Source organism: Flavobacterium sp., assembly GCF_017985075.1.
GTDB lineage: Bacteria > Bacteroidota > Bacteroidia > Flavobacteriales > Flavobacteriaceae > Flavobacterium.
The window spans coordinates 1-8152 of record NZ_JAGNYF010000069.1; the positions used below are offsets into that span (position 1 = coordinate 1).

The window sequence follows — 8152 nt, forward strand, 5'->3', positions numbered from 1 at the left end:
ATACTAATTGATATTTATTTTATAAATTTACTTCATATATTCAAATTATGGCAAAAAATTACATTTATATCATCCTATTCTTCTTATCATTTAGTTTTGGCGCTGTGGCTCAAGAAAGCAGAAACAGTAGTTCAGCTAAATCACAAGAACCTACTATTGAAGGACTAAGTTTGTACCCAAACCCTAACAATACTGGGAAAGTTTACATTACTTCTAGATTAAATTTGGATAAAAAAGTTGAAATTTTTGATGTTTTAGGTAAAAAAGTAATTGATACTACTTTATACACTAAAGAATTAAACATCTCTAATTTGAACCCTGGTGTTTACATTATTAAAATCAAGGAAGGCGAGGCTTCAGCTACTAGAAAACTGATTGTTAACTAGTTACTATTTTATCTTTATTAAATTTACATTAATTTTGTGAGACCAATGGGTCCGAAAATTAATTTTGTTTCTATATTTGTACTCAATTTAATTTCTAAAAAAATGAAAAAACTTTACTTTTTACTTTCTTGTTTATTAACTATTTCTAGTTTTGGACAAACTATTTATTCCGAAAATTTCGGAACGCCTTCTGGAAATACTTCATTTCCTTTATATACTACTGGTACTGCACCAGCTACGTTTCAAAATCCTTCTCCAATACTTTATACTGGATCTGGAGATGTTAGAGCCACATCTGGTTCTTTAGGTTATGTAGGCGCTTCTGGAAATGGAAATGTTTTTTTAACTTCTACTGCAGGTAAAAACTTAATTATTAGCGGTATTAATACATCTACTTACACTGCTTCTGATATTCAACTTTCATTTGGTTATCTTACAAGTGTGGCTGCAACTCAATTAGTAGTTGAAAAGTCAACAGATGGTACAACTTGGACACCTATAACTTTTACAAATAACACAAATACATTATGGAATTTAGTTACAATTCCTGGAGGTCAAATCCCATCTTCTGCAACTTTGTCACTAAGATTCACACAGCCAGCAACAGCTCAAATGAGAATTGACGATGTTAAATTAGCTGCAGTTTCAGCTTCTTGCACATTAGTATTGGGAACTCCCGTAATCGCTTGTGTTACTTCAACTTCAGCATTAGATAACTATACGGTAACTATTCCATTTACAGGTGGGGCAACAGGTACTTACGCAATAACGGCTACTGGTTCTACAATATCTGGAGACAATCCTTCAACTGCTGCAACAGGAAATGTAATTTTAACATATAATGAAAGTACTTTAGGGACTTCTACTGTAGTAATTGCTTCTGGACCATCTTGTTCATTTTCTTTTACTGTTATAAGTCCAGATAGTTGTATTGGAACAAATAATACTTTACCTGTAAACGAACCTTTTAATTATAACGTTGGTACAGCGCTTAACTTTTCACAAATGTGGAAAAACACTTCAGTTGGATCAGATGAAATTTTAGCTGTTGCTGGTAACTTGTCTTATACAGGTATTACTGCAACAGGAAATTCAGTAGCTTTAGCAGGTACTGGAAGTGACACTTTATTACCTTTCACAGACACAACTACTGGTAATATTTACGCTTCATTTTTAATTAAAGTTACTGATTTAACAGGAATATCTACAACAGGTTCAGCTTATTTTGCAACTTTTTCAAATGCAACAAATGTATATTCTGGAAAAATTTGGATTAAAACAAATGGTACGCAATTTCAATATGGAATTAGCGCTACTACAGTAGCTGCAGATATTGTTTGGTCTCCAAATTTATATAATGTAAACACTACACAATATTTAGTTTTAGGTTATAATTTTACAAGTAATTTATTAGCTTTATATGAAAACCCAACCATTGGAGGTTCTGCAAGTGCAACAGTTTCAGCTACTCCTGCAACTGCTTTAACAAGTATTGCTAACTTCATTTTCAGACAAGATAGCGCTACATCAACACCTGCAATGACTTTAGATGAATTGTCAATTACAACTACTCCTAACTTCACTTTAGCAAATGATTCTTTCTCACAAATTGACGGATTGAAAATGTATCCAAATCCAGCGAAAAATAATTTATTTATTGAAACGGCTTTAAATAGTGATATTAATGTATCTATAATAAATGTTTTAGGAAAAGAAGTAATCAATTCTAAAGTAAGTAATAATGCTGTAAATATTTCTGGTTTAACTCCAGGTATATATATTGTAAAAATTACTGAAGAAGGAAAAACGTCAACTAAAAAATTAATTATTGAATAATTAGTTTTAACACATATTCAAAAAAGCACCAATTAATGTTGGTGCTTTTTTTATTCCCAAAAACCAGAAAAGATACTTGCAACTAATATTCTTTTTCTACTTTTGCACTATGATTTCACAAGAAGACTTTTTTGCTATTTCCTCTAAAAAAGAATTTGAAAAAATTACTTTAAAAGTTTTTCGTTATCAATACGAAAACAACAAAGTGTATCAAGCATTTTGTAATCATTTAGGAAAAAACCCAAGTAATGTCAAGCAAATAAATACGATTCCGTTTTTACCTATACAGTTTTTTAAATCGGAAACAATAGTTTCTAATTCAAACCAAGTTCAAGCTATTTTTACCAGCAGTGGTACAACAGGTGCTATTACAAGTCAACATTTTGTTACAGATGTTTCAATATACGAAAAGAGCTATACCCTTGCTTTCACACAATTTTACGGGAATATTCAAGAATATTGTGTCTTAGCGTTACTTCCATCCTATTTAGAAAGAGAAGGTTCTTCTTTAATTTATATGGTAAACGATTTGATTGCAAAAAGCAATCATAAAGACAGTGGATTTTATCTAAATAATCTGGAACAACTTGCAAATAAAATTATTGAACTTGAAAATGAAGGTCAGAATATTCTATTAATAGGCGTTACATATGCTTTGTTAGATTTAATTGAATATAAAAAATTCAACTTAAAAAATACCATAATTATGGAAACTGGCGGAATGAAAGGTAAGCGAAAAGAAATCATAAGAGAAGAATTACACCAAACGCTTTGCGAAGGTTTTGGAGTAAACACCATACATTCCGAATATGGTATGACCGAACTCTTATCGCAAGCCTACTCGTTAGGAAACGGTATTTTTGAATGTCCCTTATGGATGGATGTATTAATAAGAGATACGGAAGACGCGTTACAATATGTTGAAAATGGAAAATCCGGCGGCATCAATGTGATTGATTTGGCGAATATTAATTCCTGTTCGTTTATCGCTACGCAAGATTTAGGAAAAAAACACCACAATATGACTTTTGAAGTATTAGGAAGATTTGATAATTCCGACATAAGAGGTTGTAATTTAATGGTTTATTAAAAAATAAAATGATTTTAACAGATACACATACCCATTTATATTCTGAAGAATTTGATGAAGATAGAGATAACATAATTCTTAGCGCAATTGATTCTGGGGTTTCTCGACTTTTTGTGCCTTCTATAGATAGTAGTTACACTCAAAAAATGTATGCTTTAGAAACACAATATCCAGAAAATGTGTTTTTAATGATGGGGCTACACCCCTGTTATGTAAAAGAAAATTACGAAGAGGAATTGGCGCACGTTATTACCGAATTAGAAAATAGAAAATTTGCAGCAATTGGTGAAATTGGTATTGATTTATTTTGGGACAAATCGTTTTTAAAACAACAACAAGACGTTTTTGTAAAGCAAATACAATTAGCCAAACAATATAAACTACCCATAAATATTCATTGTAGAGATGCATTTAACGAAGTTTTTGAAATTTTAGAACAAGAAAAATCAGAAGAATTATGGGGAATTTTCCATTGTTTTACTGGAGATTTCAATCAAGCGCAACAAGCCATTTCTTGTGGAATGAAATTAGGAATTGGAGGCGTAGCCACTTTTAAAAATGGTAAAATTGATCAGTTTTTAAATGAAATTGACCTCAAACATATTGTTTTAGAAACTGACGCACCGTATTTAGCACCTGTGCCTTATAGAGGAAAACGCAATGAAAGTAGTTATATTAAAGTAATAGCTGAAAAATTATCAGAAATATATCAGTTGCCAATAGAAGACATAGCTGCAATTACAACACAAAACAGTAAAGATATCTTCGGATTTTAAAATTTGTTAACGTATAATTCCTATTTTTTTCGTTTTTTTGTAGTTCTAAAATAAAGTATGTCGAAATTTGATAAAATACGTCCCTATTATGATGCTGAAGTAAACGATGCTATTCGTGCTTCACTTAATCATCCTATGATGAAAGCATTAGTGGACTTTGCGTATCCAAATACTGAAGAATCAGTCTGGAAAGAGCAATTGCTTCGCACACATTCAATAAGGGATTTTCAAATTAATTTTGCATACCACGCCATAAAAAAAATATTAGAAAAAAGTTCTGACGGACTTACTACATCTGGCTTTGAAAAATTAGAACCAAATACATCCTATTTTTTTATTTCAAATCATAGAGATATTATTTTAGACACCTCACTATTAAACGTTTGTTTACACGAACATGGTTTAGTAATGACGGCTTCTGCCATTGGAGATAATTTAGTAAAAAAAGATTTTTTACTAATGCTTTCTAAACTAAATAGAAATTTTTTAGTACAAAGAAATCTTTCGCCAAGGGAGTTATTAGAAAGTTCTAGATTACTTTCGGAATACATGTATCGATTGGTATCGAAAGAAAATCGTTCCGTATGGATAGCTCAGCGAGAAGGAAGAACGAAAGACGGAAATGACGCTACGCATTCTGGAGTATTAAAGATGATTGCCATGGCATCCGATGAGAATAATAATATGGATTTCTTTAAGAAAATAAAAATTGTTCCGGTTTCCATTTCTTATGAATATGACCCAACGGATGCCTTAAAAATTCCGCAATTAATGGCTGAAGCCAATGACGAAATTTATACTAAAGAAAAAAACGAAGATTTTATTACGCTATTAAGCGGCATTATTGGCCAGAAAAAACGCATTCATATTCACGTTGGCGATGTTTTAGATGCCGAATTAGATGCGATTTCTGAAGAAACAACAAACTCTAACAAACAAATGTTTGCATTGGCACAAGTGATTGACGATTCTATTTTACAATCCTATAAGCTTTGGCCTACTAATTATATTGCCTACGATATATTACATCAAACCACTACTTATTCTGATTGTTATACCGAAAAAGAAAAACAACTTTTTGAACGTAGATTAGAATTAAGAATTAATGCGGATGACATAAAAATGAAAGAAAGTTTCTTAGCGATGTATGCCAATCCGGTACTAAATAAATTAAAATACCAATAAATTGAAAGCAAATCAAAAGGCAACTATTTTATTAATTTATACCGGTGGAACTATTGGTATGATTAAAGATGCCGATACAGGAGCATTAAAAGCTTTCAATTTCAAAAAACTAATAAAAGGCATTCCAGAACTTAAATTATTAGATTGCAATATTGAAACCGTTTCATTTGAAAAACCAATTGATTCGTCTAATATGCAAATTTTAGATTGGCAAAAAACAGCTGCAATTATTGAAAAAAATTACACTAATTTTGATGGTTTTGTGGTACTTCACGGATCGGATACGATGTCTTATAGTGCTTCTGCTTTGAGTTTTATGTTTGAAAATTTAAAAAAACCAATTGTTTTTACGGGATCTCAATTACCCATTGGCGATTTACGTACAGATGCAAAAGAAAATCTAATAACCGCCATTCAAATTGCTTCTTTGCAAGAAAAAGGAAAGCCAGTTATTCAAGAAGTTTCCCTTTATTTTGAATATAAATTATACAGAGGCAACCGAACAACAAAAATAAGTGCCGAACATTTTAATGCGTTTACATCGCCAAATTTTCCTGAACTTGTAGAATCAGGCGTGCATTTGAATGTAAATAATGAAGTGCTTCTAAAAGAAAAAGTTTCGAAAAAGTTAAAGGTTAATACTAACTTTGATGACAATGTTTTTATTTTAAAATTATTTCCAGGTATAAACAAAAATATTTTACACGCTATTTTACACACACCAAATTTAAAGGGGGTGGTTTTGGAAACCTATGGCTCAGGAAATGCACCAATGGAAAATTGGTTTATTGATGAAATTGAAAGCGCCATAAAACGTGGCATCCATATTATTAACGTGACACAATGTAGTGGCGGAACGGTTTTAATGGGTGCTTATGAAACCAGTACTCGCTTAAAAGAAATTGGATTAATTTCCGGTAAAAATATAACAACTGAAGCAGCAATAACAAAATTAATGTATTTGTTAGGTCAAAACGTGGCTAACTCAATTTTTAAGACTATTTTTGAAACCCCTTTACGAGGTGAAATGAACGATTAAAATTAGAGAGGTGGCCGAGTGGCTGAAGGCGCACGCTTGGAAAGCGTGTATATGGCAACATATCGAGGGTTCGAATCCCTTCCTCTCTGCAAAACTGTAGTGGTTTTAGATAATTAAAAAACAATAACTATTACAAATGAGAATATTATTTTTTTTATGGATTCCCTTTTTTTGTTTCTCACAAGAAATAAAACCAATTGAAATTGATTCCCTTTACAGAGAAGACCAATTTTATGCTTCTTTAAGTTATAATTTAATACAAAATCGTCCTGATGGATTTAAGCAATTTTCATTTTCACCAGGAATTTCTTTTGGAGTTTTGAGAGATTTACCCATTTCAAAAAATAGGCATTGGGCTATTGCACCAGGAATTGGCTATTCGTACAATAATATTAAACAATTTATAAATTCTGAAGAAATTGTTGGAGCTACAGAAAATACGGTATCTGAAAATATTAGAACTACAATTACTTCACATAGCGTCGATTTTCCTTTAGAACTTAGATGGCGAAATTCCACCCCAAACAGTCATAGTTTTTGGCGAATTTATACTGGATTAAAAACCAGCTATGTCTTTAATTCTAAATTAAAATTAGAGACCACAACTGAAAGTTCTAAAGAATCTATTTCAGATGAAATAAATCGTTTGCAATATGGCGCTTATATTTCTGTTGGGTTTAATACTTGGAATCCATACATTTATTATGGTTTAAATCCAATCTTTAAAGAAGGTTCTAAAATGAGTAATTTTAATGTTGGTTTTATCTTTTATATATTATAAAACCAAACCAAAATTTGTGGCAAACCGCCTACAGCTATTCCTGCTATTAATTCTATTGGTGTATGTGCTTTCATATATAATCTTGACGAGGCTACAAATCCTATACACAGTATTAAAAATGCTACAGTATTAATCGCAGCTATTTCTAAATAACTCGTAAACATTAATACAAAAACTGTTAAAGAAGTACAGCCTATCATATGCAAACTTGCTTTAAATCGAAAGATTACAGAAACAAACACCAAAAAAGCACTAATAAATCCTGCTTGAAAAAACTTAAATAATTCGGGGAAATGTGTTTCTAAAACCGTAAATTTTAATAGCAAATACAATAGGACCAATTGAATAAAAATAGGCAATTTTCGTTCTTCAAGTGTGGCTTCAGTAAAAGAATTTATTTTTTTTAAAGCTCTTAATAATAAATAAAAACTTATAGGTAACAGCAGTGTTAGTATAAAGATTTGAATACACGACAAATATACTTCAGCTAAATTATTAGTGTTATCCGTAAACAAAAAATACACTATTGCTCCGTAAAGCGAAATAAATATCGGATGAAAAATATATGAAAATGGTTTTAAAAAGTATTTTGTAGTCAATTGAAACGGGATTTGAACATTAAAAAAAGTTACATTTTTTTTCTCAATCTGGCTACAGGAATGTCTAATTGTTCTCTATATTTTGCAATAGTTCTTCTTGCAATTGGAAATCCTTTTTCTTTAAGAATTGCTGCCAAATCTTCATCAGGTAAGGGCTTGCTTTTGTCTTCATCAGCAATAACGCGTTCTAAAATATTTTTGATTTCAATGGTAGACACATCTTCTCCTTGATCGTTTTTCATCGCTTCAGAAAAGAATTCTTTAATTAGTTTCGTTCCGTAAGGTGTATCCACATATTTGCTATTTGCTACACGTGAAATGGTAGAAATATCCAAACCAATCATATCCGCAATATCTTTTAGAATCATTGGTTTTAACTTAGATTCTTCACCTTCCAAAAAGTATTCTCGTTGAAAATACATAATGGCATTCATCGTAACAAATAAGGTTTCTTGACGTT

The 8152-nt window shown here is 31.1% G+C and carries 8 protein-coding genes, 1 tRNA gene and 1 pseudogene; 8 read left to right on the forward strand and 2 right to left on the reverse strand.

Features of this window, described 5'->3' with window-relative positions; translation table 11 throughout:
* The first annotated feature begins 47 nt into the window (after nt 1-47).
* The 8 genes from KA468_RS09785 (at nt 48) to KA468_RS09820 (ending at nt 7093) form a co-directional block, all read left to right on the forward strand.
* Nucleotides 48-386: a T9SS type A sorting domain-containing protein gene (locus KA468_RS09785; RefSeq protein WP_291242758.1), complete on the forward strand. Its 339-nt coding sequence runs from the start codon at nt 48-50 to the stop codon at nt 384-386.
* 102 nt (nt 387-488) lie between these two features.
* Nucleotides 489-2222, forward strand: coding sequence for a T9SS type A sorting domain-containing protein (locus KA468_RS09790; RefSeq protein WP_291242759.1), 1734 nt, complete (start codon nt 489-491; stop codon nt 2220-2222).
* A 109-nt stretch (nt 2223-2331) separates the two neighbouring features.
* On the forward strand, nt 2332-3312 hold the full coding sequence (locus tag KA468_RS09795; RefSeq protein ID WP_291242760.1) for an acyl transferase: 981 nt from the start codon (nt 2332-2334) through the stop codon (nt 3310-3312).
* Nucleotides 3313-3320: 8 nt separating this feature from the next.
* Nucleotides 3321-4088, forward strand: coding sequence for a TatD family hydrolase (locus tag KA468_RS09800; protein WP_291242761.1), 768 nt, complete (start codon nt 3321-3323; stop codon nt 4086-4088).
* Nucleotides 4089-4145: 57 nt separating this feature from the next.
* Nucleotides 4146-5273, forward strand: a complete 1128-nt coding sequence (locus tag KA468_RS09805; RefSeq protein ID WP_291242762.1) for a 1-acyl-sn-glycerol-3-phosphate acyltransferase — start codon at nt 4146-4148, stop codon at nt 5271-5273.
* Nucleotide 5274: 1 nt separating this feature from the next.
* Nucleotides 5275-6312, forward strand: a complete 1038-nt coding sequence (locus tag KA468_RS09810) for an asparaginase (RefSeq protein ID WP_291242763.1) — start codon at nt 5275-5277, stop codon at nt 6310-6312.
* Nucleotides 6313-6316: 4 nt separating this feature from the next.
* A tRNA-Ser gene (locus KA468_RS09815) sits at nt 6317-6401 on the forward strand.
* 47 nt (nt 6402-6448) lie between these two features.
* Nucleotides 6449-7093 (forward strand): porin family protein, encoded by a 645-nt coding sequence (locus tag KA468_RS09820; protein ID WP_291242764.1) that lies wholly within the window; start codon nt 6449-6451, stop codon nt 7091-7093.
* On the opposite strand, the gene KA468_RS09825 is transcribed toward KA468_RS09820, so the two are convergent.
* Together KA468_RS09825 and KA468_RS09830 are read right to left on the reverse strand one after the other, a co-directional pair.
* Nucleotides 7081-7692, reverse strand: a complete 612-nt coding sequence (locus KA468_RS09825) for a hypothetical protein (RefSeq protein WP_291242765.1) — start codon at nt 7690-7692, stop codon at nt 7081-7083. The two genes, KA468_RS09820 and KA468_RS09825, sit on opposite strands and share 13 nt — an antisense overlap.
* A 29-nt stretch (nt 7693-7721) precedes the next feature.
* A pseudogene (locus KA468_RS09830) lies at nt 7722-8152 on the reverse strand (RNA polymerase sigma-54 factor); the annotation flags it as partial.

Bases quoted from the DNA above. Each gene is read 5' to 3' on its own strand.
- KA468_RS09800 (WP_291242761.1), top strand. From the start codon at position 3,321: ATGATTTTAACAGATACACATACCCATTTATATTCTGAAGAATTTGAT.
- KA468_RS09785 (WP_291242758.1), top strand. From the start codon at position 48: ATGGCAAAAAATTACATTTATATCATCCTATTCTTCTTATCATTTAGT.
- KA468_RS09805 (WP_291242762.1), top strand. From the start codon at position 4,146: ATGTCGAAATTTGATAAAATACGTCCCTATTATGATGCTGAAGTAAAC.
- KA468_RS09820 (WP_291242764.1), top strand. From the start codon at position 6,449: ATGAGAATATTATTTTTTTTATGGATTCCCTTTTTTTGTTTCTCACAA.
- KA468_RS09795 (WP_291242760.1), top strand. From the start codon at position 2,332: ATGATTTCACAAGAAGACTTTTTTGCTATTTCCTCTAAAAAAGAATTT.
- KA468_RS09790 (WP_291242759.1), top strand. From the start codon at position 489: ATGAAAAAACTTTACTTTTTACTTTCTTGTTTATTAACTATTTCTAGT.